18 protein-coding genes are annotated in these 16,389 nt (G+C 72.2%); 16 read left to right on the top strand and 2 right to left on the bottom strand.

Annotation, left to right across the window (positions count from 1 at the left end; all coding sequences use genetic code 11):
- Positions 1-63: 63 nt before the first annotated feature.
- Entirely contained in the window at positions 64-393 is a 330-nt protein-coding gene (locus FIP57_RS18185; protein ID WP_148574952.1) for a hypothetical protein, read from the bottom strand.
- On the bottom strand, positions 390-1,511 hold the full coding sequence (locus FIP57_RS18180) for a tyrosine-type recombinase/integrase (RefSeq protein ID WP_148574951.1): 1,122 nt from the start codon (positions 1,509-1,511) through the stop codon (positions 390-392). Before FIP57_RS18180 ends, FIP57_RS18185 begins: the two co-directional genes overlap by 4 nt.
- A gap of 367 nt (positions 1,512-1,878) precedes the next feature.
- On the opposite strand from FIP57_RS18180, the gene FIP57_RS18175 reads away from it, so the two are divergent.
- From FIP57_RS18175 to FIP57_RS18100, 16 genes are all read left to right on the top strand, one after another.
- The gene (locus tag FIP57_RS18175) at positions 1,879-2,196 is read left to right on the top strand and encodes a hypothetical protein (protein ID WP_148574950.1); all 318 of its coding nucleotides are present in this window, start codon (positions 1,879-1,881) and stop codon (positions 2,194-2,196) included.
- Between the two features lie 99 nt (positions 2,197-2,295).
- Entirely contained in the window at positions 2,296-4,287 is a 1,992-nt protein-coding gene (thrS, locus tag FIP57_RS18170; RefSeq protein ID WP_148574949.1) for a threonine--tRNA ligase, read from the top strand.
- A gap of 8 nt (positions 4,288-4,295) precedes the next feature.
- On the top strand, positions 4,296-4,835 hold the full coding sequence (locus FIP57_RS18165; RefSeq protein ID WP_148574948.1) for an HIT family protein: 540 nt from the start codon (positions 4,296-4,298) through the stop codon (positions 4,833-4,835).
- Between the two features lies 1 nt (position 4,836).
- Positions 4,837-5,487: a phosphatidylinositol phosphate synthase gene (gene pgsA / locus FIP57_RS18160; protein ID WP_148574947.1), complete on the top strand. Its 651-nt coding sequence runs from the start codon at positions 4,837-4,839 to the stop codon at positions 5,485-5,487.
- Positions 5,484-6,389 (top strand): phosphatidylinositol mannoside acyltransferase, encoded by a 906-nt coding sequence (locus FIP57_RS18155; RefSeq protein WP_238993575.1) that lies wholly within the window; start codon positions 5,484-5,486, stop codon positions 6,387-6,389. The genes pgsA and FIP57_RS18155 overlap by 4 nt, the downstream gene beginning before the upstream one ends.
- On the top strand, positions 6,389-7,513 hold the full coding sequence (locus FIP57_RS18150; RefSeq protein WP_148574946.1) for a glycosyltransferase family 4 protein: 1,125 nt from the start codon (positions 6,389-6,391) through the stop codon (positions 7,511-7,513). The genes FIP57_RS18155 and FIP57_RS18150 overlap by 1 nt, the downstream gene beginning before the upstream one ends.
- Before the next feature lie 100 nt (positions 7,514-7,613).
- Positions 7,614-8,534 (top strand): pyridoxal 5'-phosphate synthase lyase subunit PdxS, encoded by a 921-nt coding sequence (gene pdxS / locus FIP57_RS18145; protein ID WP_148574945.1) that lies wholly within the window; start codon positions 7,614-7,616, stop codon positions 8,532-8,534.
- Positions 8,528-9,169: a pyridoxal 5'-phosphate synthase glutaminase subunit PdxT gene (gene pdxT / locus FIP57_RS18140; protein ID WP_420846708.1), complete on the top strand. Its 642-nt coding sequence runs from the start codon at positions 8,528-8,530 to the stop codon at positions 9,167-9,169. Before pdxS ends, pdxT begins: the two co-directional genes overlap by 7 nt.
- A gap of 31 nt (positions 9,170-9,200) precedes the next feature.
- Complete coding sequence (locus FIP57_RS18135) at positions 9,201-9,965, top strand: YebC/PmpR family DNA-binding transcriptional regulator (protein WP_148574943.1); 765 nt, start codon at positions 9,201-9,203, stop codon at positions 9,963-9,965.
- Positions 9,966-10,046: 81 nt separating this feature from the next.
- Positions 10,047-10,562: a crossover junction endodeoxyribonuclease RuvC gene (gene ruvC, locus FIP57_RS18130; RefSeq protein WP_148575008.1), complete on the top strand. Its 516-nt coding sequence runs from the start codon at positions 10,047-10,049 to the stop codon at positions 10,560-10,562.
- Entirely contained in the window at positions 10,559-11,176 is a 618-nt protein-coding gene (gene ruvA, locus FIP57_RS18125; protein WP_148574942.1) for a Holliday junction branch migration protein RuvA, read from the top strand. The genes ruvC and ruvA overlap by 4 nt, the downstream gene beginning before the upstream one ends.
- A 58-nt stretch (positions 11,177-11,234) precedes the next feature.
- The gene (gene ruvB, locus FIP57_RS18120) at positions 11,235-12,275 is read left to right on the top strand and encodes a Holliday junction branch migration DNA helicase RuvB (RefSeq protein ID WP_420846707.1); all 1,041 of its coding nucleotides are present in this window, start codon (positions 11,235-11,237) and stop codon (positions 12,273-12,275) included.
- 118 nt (positions 12,276-12,393) lie between these two features.
- A complete protein-coding gene (gene yajC / locus FIP57_RS18115; protein WP_162529858.1) occupies positions 12,394-12,720 on the top strand; it encodes a preprotein translocase subunit YajC in 327 nt (108 codons plus the stop codon).
- Positions 12,721-12,787: 67 nt separating this feature from the next.
- Positions 12,788-14,542, top strand: a complete 1,755-nt coding sequence (gene secD, locus FIP57_RS18110) for a protein translocase subunit SecD (RefSeq protein ID WP_148574940.1) — start codon at positions 12,788-12,790, stop codon at positions 14,540-14,542.
- The gene (secF, locus tag FIP57_RS18105) at positions 14,539-15,771 is read left to right on the top strand and encodes a protein translocase subunit SecF (protein WP_148574939.1); all 1,233 of its coding nucleotides are present in this window, start codon (positions 14,539-14,541) and stop codon (positions 15,769-15,771) included. Before secD ends, secF begins: the two co-directional genes overlap by 4 nt.
- The gene (locus FIP57_RS18100) at positions 15,768-16,328 is read left to right on the top strand and encodes an adenine phosphoribosyltransferase (protein WP_148574938.1); all 561 of its coding nucleotides are present in this window, start codon (positions 15,768-15,770) and stop codon (positions 16,326-16,328) included. The genes secF and FIP57_RS18100 overlap by 4 nt, the downstream gene beginning before the upstream one ends.
- Positions 16,329-16,389: the final 61 nt, after the last annotated feature.

The following is a 16,389-nucleotide window of genomic DNA, read 5'->3' as shown; positions in this document are numbered from 1 at the left end:
CGGGACTTGGGCTGGCGAGCCAGCGAGCCCCATTACCGGGAAGCGGCGACGGTGCGCCTCCACTCAGTCCAAGTATGACACGTCGAGGTCGCGCATGTCCCTCGTGCGCGCACCCTCGGCGAGTCGCCACCATCGGTCGGCCGTCACCTGCGTGTTCCGACGACAGACGCCGCACCAGAACTCGTAGGGGAGCGTCGAGCCGTGAGGGTTCGCAGACGGGGCGTCCCAGTGCCGACCAACGGCGCTCATGTCTCGCTGATCCGGCTCGTTGCCCTTCAAGGGCCGCCACCAGGTGACGGTGGTGAGGCGGGTCCGCTTGTGCTGACCGCGATCAGTGCAGATCACCGCAAGCTGCTGGGCTACGACGTGAGTCTCGAGCATGGGGCGGCTCATGCGTCCGCGCCTCCAACCAGCGCCGACAGCTTCCGAGCGATCTCCATGTCCCGCCCCTGGGCGGCGTGTTGGTAGCGCAGCGCCGCGCCCGGGGTGGAGTGCCCCAGTCGTGCCATCAGCTCGGCGAGCGTGGCGCCCGTCTGAGCGGCCAGCACGGCTCCTGTATGCCTCAGGTCATGCCACCGAAGGTCTGGGCGTCCTGCGGCGTCCCGCGCCCGGTAGAAAACGCGGTAGAGGCTCGAGGGGGCGAGGTGGCCGCCGCCCTTTGCTGGGAACAGCAGTCCGTCTTTGCCTGCCTCGGCGTGCTGCAGGAGGTGCTCGCGAACCATCGGAAGCAGGTGCGGCGGAATGGCGACGTCGCGGACTCCGGCGTCGGACTTGGGTCGCTTGACGATCGTCGCCCCGTCAGCGCGAACGACTCCCCTGCGGACGTGGAGGACGCCGTCACGGGTGTTCACGTCGCCGCGGCGCAGTTCGGCCAACTCCCCGAACCGGAGGCCACACCAGGCGGCGAGGAGCGTCATTGTCTTGTAGCGGTCGGGCATCGCAGTCACGATCGCCTCGAGCTCGGGAAGGGTCGCGGGCTTGATCCGCTTCACGCGCTTGGCATTGCCGGCGCCGCGGACGTAGGCGGGGTTCTTGGCGATCAGGTCGGCCTTCTCGGCGCTGCCCAGGATGGTGCGCAGGAGGCCGTAGGCGTGGCTCCTGAGGGTCGGGCGGTCGAGGAGCGTGGTTGCGTGCCACTCGACCACGTCGTCGTGCGTGATGCGTCGGAGGGGCCGATCCTCGAAGGCTGGGAGAAGGTGCTGGTCCAGGAGGTTCCGGTAGTGCGCTCGAGTGCGAACCTCGAGGGAGCGGCCGGCTAGCCACTTCTCGGCGTAGGCGCCGAAGGTCAGCGGGGCGCGGTCGGCGTTCTCCCGCTGCTTCGGTGGTGTCCACTCGCGGTCAGGGTCGGCCAGGAGGCGGCGCTCAGCGGTCAGCCAAGCCTCGGCATCGAGCGCCGTGTCGAAGGTGTAGCGCGGTGAGTGGCGCTGTCCGTCCGGCCCTGTGTAGCGCGCCCGGTAGCGGCCGCTGGGCAGCTTCGTGATCTGCCCGAAGCCGCGCTTCCTTTGCCCCATCGGCTGCTCCCGTGTCCGTTGCGTGTCCGATCAAAGGCTACGCGAGTCCTCTTGTGTCCACCTAGAGACACGCGTTACTGTTCCCGAAGTCGCAGGTGAGGGACCAAATCCGCAGGTGGCGGCCAGTATCGCTAGACACGCTGGTCACTGGTTCGAACCCAGTATCGCCCACCCTCTCTCCGTCCCGACCGCCTTCACGGCGGTCGGCCGGGCCTCCGGCTCGGCGCCCCGATCTGGCCTCGGGTGAGGTCGCCCACACCCGTTCGATTCCGGTCAAGACCAGCGTCCCGCGGGGACGGGCCGTTCCGGCCCCGGAGGGGACCGAGCGGCCCTGTTCCCGTACCACCAGCCCCACGAGACTGAGGGCATGAGCACTCCTCCGGAGACGCTCGAGGAGCTGCTCACGGTCACCTCGAGCAACAGCGACCGCGTCCACCTGGCGCTGGTGCTCCACGACGTCGTCGCACCGCACACGCTCTGCCGGCTCTCGGTGATCAGCCGGATGCCCGTCCAACGGTTCCAGGCCGCGGGGTGCGTGGCGTGCGCGGAGGAGAGCCTCCAGCAGGGCATCAAGGCCGCGGTCGAGGAGGGCCACGCCGCCGTCAACCTCGAGCGGTTCGTGCGGCGGATGCGGCCGGCCCCGGAGGTGCGCGGGCCGCGGATCCCGCGCCAGCCGACCGGCTGAACCGGAGGGCGGGAAACCCGGAGGGGCTCTGGAGGCTCTCCTCGATACGATCGACGCGGCCGTCGTACGGCGGCCCGCAGCCGATCCGCAGGAGAGCCCGTGCCCGACATCAAGGTGACCGTCGTCGACTCCGGCGCCCGCGCCGAGCGCACGGTGGCCGCCGGCACCCGGGCGTGGGAGCTGTTCACGGACACCCCGACGGTGATCGCGGCCCGGGTCGCCGGTGTGCTCCGCGACCTGGCCCACGAGCTCGCCGACGGCGACGAGGTCGAGGGCGTCGCGATCGACGAGCCCGACGGCCGCGACATCCTGCGCCACTCCACGGCCCACGTGATGGCCCAGGCGGTGCAGGAGCTCTTCCCCGACGCGCGGCTCGGGATCGGCCCGCCGATCGAGAACGGCTTCTACTACGACTTCGACGTCGAGCGCCCGTTCACCCCCGAGGACCTCGAGAAGATCGAGTCCCGGATGCGGAAGATCGTCAAGGAGGGGCAGAAGTTCTCCCGCCGGCCGGTCTCCGACGGCGAGGCGCTCGAGGAGCTCGCCGACGAGCCCTACAAGGTCGAGCTGATCGGGCTCAAGGGCGGCGCGACCGACGTGACCGAGGCCGCCGAGGGCGCCGGGGTGGAGGTCGGGGCCGGTGAGCTGACGATCTACGACAACCTGCGCCGCAACGGCGAGCTGGCCTGGAAGGACCTCTGCCGGGGGCCGCACCTGCCGACCACGAAGCGCATCCCCGCGTTCAAGCTGATGCGCAGCGCCGCGGCGTACTGGCGGGGCAACGAGAAGAACCCGCAGCTGCAGCGGATCTACGGCACCGCCTGGGAGTCGAAGGAGGCGCTCGAGGCGCACCTGCACCGGCTCGAGGAGGCCGAGCGGCGCGACCACCGCCGGCTCGGCCGGGAGCTCGACCTGTTCAGCTTCCCCGACGAGCTCGGCTCGGGGCTGCCGGTGTTCCACCCCAAGGGCGGCGTGCTCAAGCGGGTGATGGAGGACTACGTCCGGCAGCGCCACATCGAGGAGGGGTTCGAGTACGTCGGCACCCCGCACATCTCGAAAGAGGGACTGTTCCACACCTCGGGGCACCTGCCGTACTACGCCGAGGGGATGTTCCCGCCGCTCCACGTCGACGGCGGTGACTACCGGCTGAAGGCGATGAACTGCCCGATGCACAACCTGATCTACCGCTCGCGAGGGCGGTCCTACCGCGAGCTGCCGCTGCGGCTGTTCGAGTTCGGCCACGTCTACCGCTACGAGAAGTCCGGCGTGGTGCACGGGCTCACCCGTGTGCGGGGCTTCGCGCAGGACGACTCGCACTCCTACGTGACGCCCGAGCAGGCCCCGGACGAGATCCGCCACCTGCTCGACTTCGTGCTGAGCCTGCTCAAGGACTTCGGGCTCGACGACTTCTACCTCGAGCTCTCGACCCGCGACGACTCCAAGCCCGACAAGTTCGTGGGCGACGACGACGAGTGGCAGGTCGCCACGAAGGTCCTGGCCGACGTGGCCTCCGAGACCGGGCTCGAGCTCGTGCCCGACCCGGGCGGCGCGGCGTACTACGGTCCGAAGATCTCGGTGCAGGCGCGCGACGCGATCGGCCGCACGTGGCAGATGTCGACGATCCAGTACGACTTCAACCAGCCGCGCGGCTTCGAGCTCGAGTACGTCGCCGCCGACGGCTCGCGCCAGCGCCCGGTGATGATCCACTCCGCGAAGTTCGGGTCGATCGAGCGGTTCATCGGCGTGCTGACCGAGCACTACGCGGGTGCGTTCCCGCCCTGGCTGGCGCCGGTCCAGGTGATCGGGATCCCGGTCGCCGAGCGCCACAACGACTACCTGGCCGCGTTCGCCGACCGGCTCCGGGAGGCCGGCGTGCGGGTGGAGGTCGACACCTCCGACGAGCGGATGCAGAAGAAGATCCGCAACGCCCAGCTGCAGAAGGTGCCGTTCATGGCGCTGGTCGGCGACCGCGACATGGAGGAAGGAGCGGTCTCCTTCCGGTTCCGCAGCGGCGAGCAGGAGAACGGCGTTCCCCTCGACGCGGCGGTCGCCCGCGTGGTCGAGGCCGTCGAGTCGCGCGTGCAGGTGTGATCCGGGAGATGGGCAGCGACAGCCACCACCAGGACGGCGTGGGGGTCCCCGACGAGCTCGACCGGCTCTGGACCCCGCACCGGATGGCCTACATCTCCGGGGCGAACAAGCCGGCCGACGGCACCCCGGGGGAGTGCCCGTTCTGCCGCGTTCCCGGGCTCGACGACGAGGAGGGGCTCGTCGTGCACCGCGGTGAGGTCTCGTTCGTGGTGCTCAACCTCTACCCCTACAGCCCCGGCCACCTGATGGTCTGCCCCTACCGCCACGTCGCGGACTACACCGAGCTCACCGAGGAGGAGCTCCTCGAGGTCGCTCGTTTCACCCAGCGGGCGATGGCGGTCGTCCGGTCGGTGAGCGGCGCCCACGGGTTCAACATCGGGATGAACCAGGGCGCGATCGCGGGCGCCGGCATCGCGGCGCACCTCCACCAGCACGTCGTGCCGCGGTGGGCGGGCGACCAGAACTTCATGCCGATCATCGGCCGCACCAAGACGCTGCCGCAGCTGATGGACGAGACCCGGCGGCTGCTCGCGAAGGCGTGGGGCTGACGTGCTCGACCGGTTCCGCTCCTTCTGGACCAAGGTCTTCACCCCGGTCGTCGACGCGCTGCTGCGTTGGGGGGTGAGCCCCGACGCGGTCACGCTCGTGGGCACCGTCGGCGTCTGCGCCGGCGCCCTGGTCTTCTTCCCCCGCGGCGAGCTGCTCGTCGGGGTGCTGGTCATCACCGCGTTCGTCTTCTCCGACCTGATCGACGGGGCGATGGCCCGCAAGTCCGGGCGGGTCAGCCCGTTCGGTGCCTTCCTCGACTCCACGCTCGACCGGCTCGGCGACGCGGCCATCTTCGGCGGGCTGGCGATGTACTACGTCGGCCCGGGCGACGACTGGCTGGCGGCGCTCGCGATCTACTGCCTCACGATGGGCTCGGTGACGTCGTACGCACGGGCCCGGGCCGAAGCCCTCGGGATGCAGGCGAAGGTCGGCATCGCCGAGCGGGCCGACCGGCTGGTGTCGATCCTGGTGATCACCGGCGTCGCCGATCTCGCCAACCGGCTCGGTGCGGGCGAGGACGCGCTGTGGGCGATCCCGGTCACCCTCGGGGTGCTCGCGGTGGCCAGCACCGTCACGGTCGTCCAGCGGATCCTCGTCGTCCGCACCCAGGCCAAGGCGCTCGAGCGTCCCGCGGGTCAGGAGCCGGCGTGACCCGCTCCGCCCGCGCGCTGCTCTCCGCGGCCTCGGAGCACGCGGCGGCCGCTGGCTACGTGGCCGGCTGGCGCATGGTGCGGCTGCTCCCCGAACGCCGGGCCCGGGCGCTCTTCGACCGGCTCGCCCTGCGGCTCCACGACCGTGGCGGAGCCGGGGTCCAGCAGCTCCGGGCGAACCTCCGCCGGGTCCGCCCCGAGCTCGACGACACCGCGCTCGACGAGCTCACCCGCGAGGGACTGCGGTCGTACTTCCGCTACTGGTGCGAGTCGTTCCGGCTGCCCTCCTGGCCGATCGACGACCTCGTCGCCCGGACCAGCACCGTCCACGAGGAGCGGCTCCGCGAGCCCTTCGCCGAGGGGAGGGGCGTCGTGGTTGCCCTGCCGCACCAGGCGAACTGGGACTGGGCCGGAGCCTGGGCGGGTGCCACCGGGATGCCGGTGATGACGGTCGCCGAGCGGCTGCGCCCGGAGAAGCTCTACGACGAGTTCGTCGCCTACCGCGAGTCGCTCGGCATGACGATCCTGCCGCTGACCGGTGGCAAGCCGCCGCTCCCGACGCTCGCCGCCCACCTGCGCGACGGCGGGTTCGTCTGCCTGCTCGCCGACCGCGACCTCCGGCGCACCGGGGTCGAGGTCAGCCTCTGCGGCCACCCGGCCCGGATCCCGAGCGGGGCAGCGCTGCTCGCCCGGGAGACCGGTGCGGCACTGGTGCCGATCAACCTCGCCTACGTCGGCGACGGCATGCGGATCACCTTCCACCCCGAGGTCGTCGTCGAGCCAGGCCAGGAGGGGGTCGCGAAGGCGATGCAGCAGGTCGCCGACGCGTTCACCGAGGGGTTGCGCGCCCACCCGCAGGACTGGCACATGATGCAGAAGGTGTTCACGGAGGACCTCGCCTGATGCCGGCCGGCCTCCGGGTGGGGCTGGTCTGCCCCTACTCCCTCGACGTCCCCGGCGGCGTCCAGAGCCACGTGCTCGGGCTCGCCGGCGCGTTGTCGGCAGCCGGCCACGACGTCGCGGTCCTCGCCCCCGGGGACGACGCCGGCCCGTTCCCGGCGTACGTCACGACGACGGGGCGCGCGGTGCCGATGCCTTACAACGGCTCGGTTGCGCGCGTGTCGTTCGGGCCGCTCGTCGCCGGACGCGTGCGCCGCTGGCTCGCCCGCGGGGACCTCGACGTGCTCCACCTGCACGAGCCGGCGACCCCGAGCATCTCCGTGCTGGCGCTGTGGGCCGCGCGGGTGCCGGTCGTGGCCACCTTCCACACCGCCCAGCAGCGGCCCCGTGCTCTGGAGACCTCGGCGGCGACCTTCCTCCGGGGCGGCCTGGCGAAGATCGCGGCGCACGTCGCGGTCTCGCCGGAGGCCCGGGCGACGCTGGGGCGGTACCTCGACGCCGACCCGGTCGTGATCCCCAACGGCGTCGACACCCGTCGGTTCTCGGCGGCCGCCGCCGAGCGCGGGGGGCGGCCCACGGTGGCCTTCGTCGGCCGTGTCGACGAGCCCCGCAAGGGGTTCCGGCTCCTCCTCGAGGCGCTCCCGGCGATCCTCCGCCGCCACCCCGACGCGAGGCTCGTCGTCGTCGGCGGTGACGGCGCCGCGCTGCGGGGGGTCCGCTCCAACCTGGCCGCGCACGTCGAGCTGCTCGGGACGGTGCCCGAGGACGTCAAGGCGCGGGTGCTCGGGCGGGCCGACGTGGTGGTCGCCCCCAACACCCACGGCGAGAGCTTCGGCATCGTGCTCGTCGAGGCGATGGCGGCCGGGGCGGCCGTCGCGGCGAGCGACATCCCGGCGTTCCGCCGCGTGCTGGGGGAGGGGCTCCACGGCGCGCTGTTCCGCACCGGTGACGCCGACGACCTGGCGCGCGCCGTGTCGGGGCTCCTCGGGCGTCCCGACGAGCGGCAGCGGCTCGCCGAGCGGGGACGGGCCGCGGCAGCGGCGTACGACTGGTCGGTGGTGGCGCCGCGCGTCGCCGCCGTCTACGCGGGCGTGCTCGAGGAGGGGCGCCAGGTCGCCGCAGGCTGAGCACGGGTTCGGCCGGGGCGGCGGGGCCGCGTAGGCTGGGACCATTCCATGACGATCCCGGGCCCTGGTGCCCGGCCACAGGTGTGAGAAGAAGAGCGCAGTGACTGACACGACCAACACGTCCACCCCCACCCCCGGGACCGCGACCGGCACCGACGGCGTCAAGCGCGGCATGGCCGAGATGCTCAAGGGCGGCGTGATCATGGACGTGGTCACCCCCGAGCAGGCCAAGATCGCCGAGGACGCCGGTGCGGTGGCGGTCATGGCCCTCGAGCGGGTGCCCGCCGACATCCGCGCCCAGGGCGGCGTCTCCCGGATGAGCGACCCCGACATGATCGACGGCATCATCGAGGCGGTCTCCATCCCGGTGATGGCCAAGGCGCGCATCGGCCACTTCGCCGAGGCCCAGGTGCTGCAGAGCCTCGGTGTCGACTACATCGACGAGTCCGAGGTGCTGACCCCGGCCGACTACGCCAACCACATCGACAAGTGGCAGTTCACCGTGCCGTTCGTCTGCGGTGCGACCAACCTCGGCGAGGCACTGCGCCGGATCACCGAGGGCGCCGCGATGATCCGCTCCAAGGGCGAGGCCGGCACCGGTGACGTGTCCAACGCGGTCACCCACATGCGCACGATCCGCGCCGAGATCCGCCGCCTCCAGGGGCTCGAGGCCGACGAGCTGTACGTCGCGGCCAAGGAGCTCCAGGCGCCGTACTCCCTCGTCAAGGAGGTCGCCGAGCGGGGCAAGCTCCCGGTCGTGCTCTTCACCGCGGGCGGCATCGCGACCCCGGCGGACGCAGCGATGATGATGCAGCTCGGCGCCGAGGGCGTCTTCGTGGGCTCGGGCATCTTCAAGTCCGGCAACCCCGCCCAGCGCGCCGAGGCGATCGTCAAGGCCACGACCTTCTACGACGACCCCGACGTGGTCGCCAAGGTCTCGCGGGGCCTCGGCGAAGCGATGGTCGGCATCAACGTCGAGGACGTCCCGCAGCCGCACCGGCTCGCCGAGCGCGGCTGGTGACGGCGGGAGCCGAGCAGCCCGTCCGGATCGGGGTCCTCGCCCTCCAGGGCGACGTCCGCGAGCACCTCGCGATGCTGCGCGAGGCCGGTGCCGAGGCGGTCGCCGTACGCCGGCCGCAGGAGCTGGCACAGGTCGACGGCCTGGTCATCCCCGGCGGCGAGTCGACGACGATCTCCAAGCTGGCCCGCACCTTCGACCTGCTCGACCCCCTGCGGGCGGCGGCGAAGGAAGGGGTGCCGATGTTCGGCACCTGCGCCGGGATGATCATGCTCGCCGACCGCATCGAGGACGGCATCCCCGGCCAGGAGACCATCGGCGGGCTCGACGTGGTGGTCCGGCGCAACGCGTTCGGGCGGCAGGTCGACTCCTTCGAGGCCGACCTGCGGCTCGCCGACCTCGAGCGGCCGTTCCACGCGCTGTTCATCCGGGCACCGTGGGTCGAGGCGGTGGGCACGGACGTGGAGGTCGTCGCCACGGTCAGCAGCGGTCCCGCCGAAGGTAGGATCGTCGCGGTCCGGCAGGGCCACCTGCTCGCGACGTCGTTCCACCCGGAGGTCACCGGGGACTCCCGGGTCCACGCGCTGTTCGTGGAGATCGTCCGGCAGGCGCGTGCCGCCGGCGAGCACGCCGGCTGACCGAGACACCAGAAGCGACGCGGAGGGAAGCATGTCCGGGCACTCCAAGTGGGCCACGACCAAGCACAAGAAGGCGGTCATCGACGCCCGTCGCGGCAAGCTGTTCGCGAAGCTGATCAAGAACATCGAGGTCGCCGCCCGGATGGGCGGCGGGGACCCCGCCGGCAACCCGACGCTCTACGACGCCATCCAGAAGGCGAAGAAGTCGTCGGTGCCCAACGACAACATCGACCGCGCGGTCAAGCGTGGCTCGGGCGCCGAGGCCGGGGGCGCGGAGTACCAGACGATCATGTACGAGGGCTACGGCCCCGGTGGCGTCGCCCTGCTCATCGAGTGCCTCACCGACAACCGCAACCGCGCCGCGATGGAGGTGCGGACGGCGACCTCGCGCAACGGCGGCTCGCTCGCCGACCCTGGCTCGGTCTCCTACCTGTTCAACCGCAAGGGCGTGGTCGTCCTGCCCAAGGCGCAGGAGGACCGTGAGGCCGACGAGGACACCGTCCTCGAGGCGACCCTCGACGCCGGCGCCGAGGAGGTCAACGACCTCGGTGACTCCTTCGAGGTGGTCAGCGAGCCCGGCGACCTGGTGGCGGTGCGCACGGCGCTGCAGGACGCGGGGCTCGACTACGACTCGGCCGAGGTGCAGTTCGTCCCGTCGATGGAGGTCACCGTCGACGCCGAGGGCGCGGGCAAGGTGATGCGGCTCGTGGAGGCCCTCGAGGACCTCGACGACGTGCAGAACGTCTACGGCAACTTCGACATCCCCGACGACGTCCTCGAGTCGCTCGACGCCTGACGCGGCGCGCCGCGCGGCCTCCTCGCGTGACCACCGCCTACGGTGGTCCCCGAACACGTGTTCGGGAGCGAGAGGGTGGTCATGCGGGTGCTGGGCGTCGACCCGGGGCTGACCCGGTGCGGGCTCGGCGTCGTCGACGGAGCCGTCGGCCGCCCGCTGACCCTGGTCGAGGTGGGGGTCGTGCGCACCGACGCCGACCTCCCGCTCGCCGAGCGGCTCCGGCTCGTCGCGGTGGGCATCGACGAGTGGCTCGACCGGCACCGCCCCGACCGCGTGGCGGTGGAGCGGGTCTTCAGCCAGCACAACGTCCGCACGGTGATGGGCACCGCCCAGGTCAGCGGCCTCGCCCTGGTGGCCGCGGCGCACCGCGGGCTGCCGGTCGTCACGCACACCCCGAGCGAGGTCAAGGCGGCGGTCACGGGCAACGGCCGCGCCGACAAGGCCCAGGTCGGCGCGATGGTCACCAGGCTGCTGCGGCTGGCGGAGGCGCCCAAGCCGGCGGACGCCGCCGACGCGCTGGCGCTGGCGATCTGCCAGATCTGGCGCGGCGGGGCGCAGCAGCGGTTGCAGGCAGCGGTCGGGAGGAGTGGACGATGATCGCGTTCGTGCGGGGCACGGTGGCCCAGGTCGGGCTCGGCTCGGCGGTGGTCGACGTGGGCGGTGTCGGCATCGAGGTCAACTGCACCCCCCGCACCCTGGCCACCCTCCGTGAGGGGCGGGTGGCGACGCTGCCGACAAGCATGGTGGTGCGCGAGGACTCGCTGACCGTGTTCGGCTTCCTCGACGACGACGAGAAGGCGCTGTTCGAGCTGTTGCAGACCGCCAGCGGCGTGGGTCCCAAGCTCGCCCAGGCGATGCTCGCGGTGCACGGCCCCGACGCGCTGCGCCGCGCCGTGCTCGGCGAGGACGTGCGCACGCTGACGCAGGTGCCCGGCATCGGCCAGAAGGGCGCCCAGCGGATCATCCTGGAGCTCAAGGACCGCATCGGACCGCCCACCGGCGCCTCCGGTCCGGGTGCCACCACGCTTCCGTCCGGTGAGCCTGCCTGGCGCGGCCAGGTCCGGCAGGGGCTGGTCGGGCTCGGCTGGTCGGCGAAGGAGGCCGACAAGGCGATCGACCTGGTCGCGGCGGACACCGGAGCGGACGACGAGGCGAGCCCCGACGTCGCCGCGCTGCTGCGCGCGGCGCTGCGGTCGCTGAGCCGGAGCTGACGCGGTGGACGAGAGCGAGCTGACCGCCCGGGAGCTGGCGTACGCCGAGAGTCGTGCGCTGGTCGACGCCGCGCCGAACGACGACGACCGGGCCGTCGAGGCGGCGCTGCGGCCCCGGAACCTCGACGAGGTGGTGGGCCAGGAGCGGGTGCGCGAGCAGCTCTCGCTGGTGCTCGAGGCGGCCCGCACCCGGGGGCGGGCACCCGACCACGTGCTGCTCAGTGGCCCGCCCGGGCTCGGCAAGACCACGCTGGCGATGATCATCGCCGCCGAGCTCGGCTCGCCCTTGCGGGTGACGAGCGGCCCGGCGATCACCCACGCCGGCGACCTCGCCGCGATCCTCTCCGGGCTCAACGAGGGCGAGGTGATGTTCGTCGACGAGCTGCACCGGATGGCCCGCCCGGCCGAGGAAATGCTCTACATGGCGATGGAGGACTTCCGGGTCGACGTCGTCATCGGCAAGGGTCCCGGCGCCACCGCGATCCCGCTCGAGCTGCCGCCGTTCACGCTCGTGGGCGCGACGACCCGGGCCGGGCTGCTGCCGGGACCGCTCCGCGACCGGTTCGGCTTCACCGGCCACCTCGAGTTCTACGAGCCCGGGGAGCTCGAGCTGATCGTGCGGCGCAGCGCGGGGCTGCTCGGGGTCACGCTCACCGACGACGGCGCCGCCGAGATCGCCTCCCGCAGCCGCGGCACCCCGCGGATCGCCAACCGGCTGCTGCGGCGGGTCCGCGACTACGCCCAGGTGCGCGCCGACGGGGTCTGCGACCTCGAGTCGGCCCGCCGCGCGCTCGACCTCTACGAGGTGGACCGCTCGGGGCTCGACCGGCTCGACCGGGCGGTGCTCGACGTCCTCTGCCGCCGGTTCGGGGGCGGCCCGGTGGGTTTGAGCACCCTGGCGGTCGCGGTCGGCGAGGAGCGGGAGACCGTCGAGGAGGTCGCCGAGCCGTTCCTGGTCAGGCTGGGGCTGCTGGCCCGCACGCCGCGGGGGAGGGTGGCGACCCCGGCCGCCTGGGAGCACCTCGGGCTCGCCCCGCCCCGCACCGCGCCGGGCGGCGCGTCCGGCGTACCGACCTTGTTCGACCCCCCTACGGGCTAGACTCGACCGGCGGCAGTGGCGCGCCGGCCTGTTCGCGCGCCCGTTGCCCCGTCCGACGTCGTCCTCAGTGGAGAAGCTGAGCGGAGGCGACCTCCCAGCCGACAAGGAGCCCTTTGACGTGGAAGGCCTGGCCTCGCTGCTTCCCTTCGTCCTCATCGCAGTCGTCTTCTGGCTGCTGCTGATCCGCCCCCAACGCCGGCGGCAGCAGGAGCTCGCCCGCACCCAGCGCGAGCTGCAGGTCGGCGACGAGGTGATGATCGGCGCCGGCATCGTCGGCCACGTCGCCACCGTCGACGAGGAGTTCATCGAGCTCGAGACCAGCCCCGGTGTGCGGCTCAAGGTCGCCCGGGGCGCGGTGGTGCGGGTGCTGACCCCCGACCCGGTCGACGAGGTCGGGCGCTCAGAGGACCCGACCGACCCCGGCACGGGCCCCACCGCGAACTGACCCGCGCGGCGCGAGCGACCGTCCGGTCCCGCCGTGCCGGCACCGATCACAGCGAACGAGGAGAACCATGGCGAACAAGGCGTCCCGACCCGGGCGCACGCTGATCGCTTTCGTCCTGGTCGTGCTGGCCATGTACGGGGGACTGGCGCTCAACGGTGAGTGGACCCCCAAGCTGGGGCTCGACCTCCAGGGCGGCACCCGGATCACGCTCGAAGCGTCCACCACGACGGGTGAGGACATCACCCAGGAGAAGCTCGAGGAGGCCGCGGGGATCATCGACAGTCGCGTCAACGCCTACGGCGTGGCCGAGTCCGAGGTCGCCACCCAGGGCGACCGCAACATCGTCGTGGAGCTCCCCGGCGACCCGCAGCGCGAGATCGTCGACACCGTCAAGCAGACCGCGCAGCTGCGGTTCCGGCTCGTCGCCGGCCAGCCGCAGCCAGGTTCGGCGCCGCAGGAGCAGCCTTCGGAGGAGCCCTCCGAGCAGCCTTCCGCGGAGCCGAGCGATTCGGCGTCGCCGTCGGAGAGCCCGGCCGGACGCGCCGTCTCCGAGGGGCTGGTCCGCTCCGACGAGACCCCGTCGCCCGACGCCACCCAGGGTGGGAAGGACAAGGGCAACGGCAACGGCAACGGCGGCGGCGGCAACGGCGGCGGCAACCGCGGCGGCAACCGCGGCGGTCAGGGCGGCGAGGAGCCGTCCACCGAGCTGCCGACGAACAAGTCGACCCCCGCCGAGCTGCTCGCCTGGGCCCGCAACCCCGACCCGCAGTCGCTGCAGCGGCTCGCGGAGTTCGACTGCAGCCAGTCCGGCGACGTGGTCGACGACCCGTCGAAGCCGCTCGTCGCGTGCGACGAGGAGGGGCAGGCGAAGTACCTCCTCTCGCCGGCACTCATCGAGGGCACCGAGCTCGCCGACGCCAGCTACGGCATCCCGCCGAACGACGCCCAGTACGTCGTCACCCTCGACCTCGAGGGCGGCGCCCCGACCGACGCGTTCGCCGAGGTGACCCGGGCGATCAACGGCACCCAGGAGATGTTCGCGATCGTCCTCGACGGCGTCGTGCTCACCGCCCCGGTCGTCACCTCGCCGATCACCGACGGCAACGCGCAGATCCAGGGCGACTTCACCGCCGAGAGCGCCGAGTCGCTGGCCAACAGCCTCAAGTACGGCGCGCTGCCGCTGAAGTTCGAGGTCCCCGTGATCAGCGAGGAGGGGCCGACGCTCGCCGGCAACCAGCTCGAGGCCGGCATCCTCGCCGGCGTCGTGGGGCTCGGCATCGTGCTGGTCTACTGCATGCTCTACTACCGCGGCCTGGGCGTGGTGGTGCTGGCATCGCTCGGGGCCGCTGCGCTGATCACCTACGCGGCGATCCTCTTCCTCAGCGAGAACGCCGGGTTCACGCTGACCCTGCCCGGCATCGCCGGGCTGATCGTGGGCGTGGGTGTGACCGCCGACTCCTTCATCGTGCTCTTCGAGCGGATCCGCGACGAGATGCGTGACGGCAAGTCGGTCCGGGTCGCCGTCGAGGCCGGCTGGGACCGCGCGAAGTGGACCTGCGTGATCGCCGACTGCGTCTCGCTGCTCGCCGCCATCGTGCTGTTCATCTTCGCGATCGGCGTGGTCAAGGGCTTCGCGTTCGCGCTCGGCATCAGCACGGTCATCGACCTCGCGGTGTTCTTCTTCCTCACCAAGCCGATGGTCACCTGGCTGGCCCGGTTCAAGTTCTTCTCCGGGGGCCACAAGTGGTCCGGCCTCTCGCCCGAGCACGCCGGCATCGAACGCATCGGAGTCGCCCGCACGGCCCCAGGAGTGGCGCGATGAGCAAGTTCTCCAAGCTCGGTCACGCCCTCTACGAGGGCACCGTCTCGATCGACTTCGTCGGGCGGCGCAAGCTCTGGTACGCCATCTCGGCCGTCATCCTCGTGGTCGCCGTCTTCGGCCTCACGGTGCCCAAGCTCAACATGGGCATCGAGTTCGAGGGTGGCGTGGAGTACCGCGCGGCGATGGCCGAGGGCGCCGCCGACCAGGAGCACGTCACCGCCATCCTCGACGCGGTCAACGAGACCGGCATCGAGAACGCCACCGACCCGCAGGCCAACACCTCCGGCGAGGACAGCATCCGCGTCCAGACCGAGCCCCTCGACGAGGACGAGGCCCGGCAGGTGTCCGACGCGATCCGGAGCGTCGACGGGGTCACCGACATCAGCCAGGACGCGATCGGCCCCTCGTGGGGCCAGCAGGTCGCCGAACGCGCGCTGATCGGTCTCGTCGTCTTCCTGGCCCTCGTGATCCTGTTGATCTGGGGCTACTTCCGCGAGTGGAAGATGTCGCTCGCCGCGATCGTCGCGCTCGCCCACGACGTGCTGATCACCGTGGGTGTCTACGCGCTGTCCGGGTTCGAGGTGACACCCGCGACCGTCACCGGTGTCCTCACGATCCTCGGGTTCTCGCTCTACGACACCGTGGTCGTCTTCGACAAGGTGCGCGAGAACGTCCGCGACCTGCCGCGCACGCACATGACGTACGCCGAGGCCGCCAACCTCGCCGTCAACCAGACCCTGGTCCGCTCGATCAACACCTCGATCGTGGCGCTCCTGCCGGTCGGCGCGCTGCTCTACGCCGGCGTGTTCATGCTCGGATCCGGTGCGCTCAAGGACCTGTCGCTGTCGCTCTTCGTCGGCATGGCGGCCGGCGCCTACTCCTCGATCTTCATCGCCACCCCGCTGCTGGTGCAGCTCAAGGAGATGGAGCCCGGGGTCCGGGCGGGTGACGCGCGGGCGCGCAAGCACAAGAGCCGGCGCAACGTCGACCCGTTCGCCAACGTGCCGGTCTACACCGAGGACATGCCGGTGGACGACGACCCCGGTGTCGAGGAGGAGCCGGTCGAGGAGGACCGGCGTACGGAGGGGAACCGGTCGGTGCCGCCCGGCGCCCCGGGCCGTGTGACCGCCGGCGAGCGGCCGCCGTCCGCGCGGCCGGTCTCCGGCACCAGCGCGGCCGGGCGCCCGCAGCCGTCCCGCAGGCCCCGCTCGCGGCGGGGCAAGGGGTGACCGCGCCGCTGCCGGAGCGGGCCGCGCTCGACGACGTCCTGTCGCGGCTGGTGCGCGACATCCCGGACTTCCCCAAGCCCGGCGTGATGTTCAAGGACATCTCTCCGCTGCTCGCCGACCACGACGGGCTGACCACCGTCGTGCACGCGCTGGCCTCCGCCGGGCGGGACGCCGAGGGGCGCACCGCCGTCGACAAGGTGGTCGGCATCGAGGCGCGCGGGTTCATCCTCGCGGCGCCGGTCGCGCTCGCCCTCGGCGCCGGGTTCGTGCCGGTCCGCAAGGCCGGGAAGCTGCCGGGGCCGGTGCACCGGGTCTCCTACGCGCTGGAGTACGGCGAGGCGGTGCTCGAGGTGCACGAGGACGCGGTGGCGCCGGGGGAGCGGGTCCTGGTGATCGACGACGTGCTGGCCACCGGCGGCACGGTGAACGCCGCCGTCGAGCTCGTCGGCAGCTGTGGCGGCGAGGTGGCTGCGATCGCGGTGCTCCTCGAGCTCGGGTTCCTGGGCGGCCGGGAGCACCTCGGCGCGGCCCCGCTGCTGGCGCTGCACACCGTCTGAGACCGGCGGCGACACGCCGTGCCTAGACTTGCTCCAGGAAGGGAGGCGCGCCGTGGCCGAG

Origin of the sequence: Nocardioides caldifontis, assembly GCF_008087345.1 — a bacterium.
GTDB classification, from domain to species: Bacteria; Actinomycetota; Actinomycetes; order Propionibacteriales; family Nocardioidaceae; genus Marmoricola_A; species Marmoricola_A caldifontis.
Note: the sequence above shows the minus strand (reverse complement) of the source record. Positions and strands in the feature narration are given on the sequence as shown.